A 1,015-nucleotide genomic window follows, 5' to 3' on the forward strand; every position below is an offset into this window, starting at 1 on the left:
AACGTGTTGCCGCTTGTGGCAGTTGCGTAAATTTATAACAAAAGATTACAAGTACAAAACTCCTTATGGAATTTTCGGAGAAAATTCCGAACACAAGCCAAGCCTAGCAATTGCTACAAACGGCTGTTATAGGGCGTTTTTCGATTCAAGTTGTTTCAATAAATAATTGAGTTCAGAATAAGGAGCAGTATCATCTGTTTCCCATTCTTTTTTGTTATTTATTCTTATTTTTATTGCTTGGATACTTTCTGAACGATTTTTCTGTAAAACATTAATAACTAAATCTCTGCTTGGAAAATCTGTCGGGTCATAATACATCCAAACATTTATTAAAATTTCTAACTCGTTAGGTTCTGTCACCTTGTCAAGTAATTTAAGGCTGTTGATCATTAAATCTTTGTTGTCTTGAGAGTCTGTTGATTCTTGATTCTGAACATAGTCCTCAAATACTTCCTTAATAGCTTCAATAGGTTTGTCTTTTTTTTCTATGTCCTTTTCAATTTCATCACATTCTTCTCCCCAGCATTCTCGGCAAGGTTGGTTAAATTTCTCAAACTTTGTTTGCTTGTCTCCTGTTACAAATAAATTGTCTGCGGTAAAACCGCTTGAATATGTTGTAATAAACCTTCCTAAGCCTTTTACTTTATTTGCCCAAAAGAATTTGAAGTCTTGTTTTTCGTTAGAGCCTTTCCATTTTGCTTTTAAGAAAATCGTGTCATTTAGTAGAGTTGTTTCCAATATTTCAAAGTCATAATCTTCTTGTTGTCCGTGCAGTAATAATTCAAAATGGTCTCTGTTGTTTGAAATTGTCAACAACAAATTTCCTGCGTCACAAGAATTATATACAACAAGTTTTCCTTCCTTGTCTGTTAGTCTAACCCACTCCTTTGGAAATGAGTTTAGGTCAAAAGTCTCTTTTTTTGTCTCCTTACATGAAGTAAAAAGAAGTAAAAATGATATTGTCAGTCCTAATATTTTCATCTGTTACTGTCGTCTTTTAAAATGCCCTATAACG

1 protein-coding gene is annotated in these 1,015 nt (G+C 33.2%); it reads right to left on the reverse strand.

The window, feature by feature from the left end; genetic code table 11:
* Positions 1–126 precede the first annotated feature (126 nt).
* Positions 127–981 carry a hypothetical protein gene (locus tag FHG05_RS18260; RefSeq protein WP_140999564.1) on the reverse strand — a complete coding sequence of 285 codons (855 nt, stop codon included), beginning with the start codon at positions 979–981 and terminating at the stop codon, positions 127–129.
* Between the last annotated feature and the right edge of the window lie 34 nt (positions 982–1,015).

Origin of the sequence: Flavobacterium profundi (genome assembly GCF_006491645.1) — a bacterium.
Lineage (GTDB): Bacteria > Bacteroidota > Bacteroidia > Flavobacteriales > Flavobacteriaceae > Flavobacterium > Flavobacterium profundi.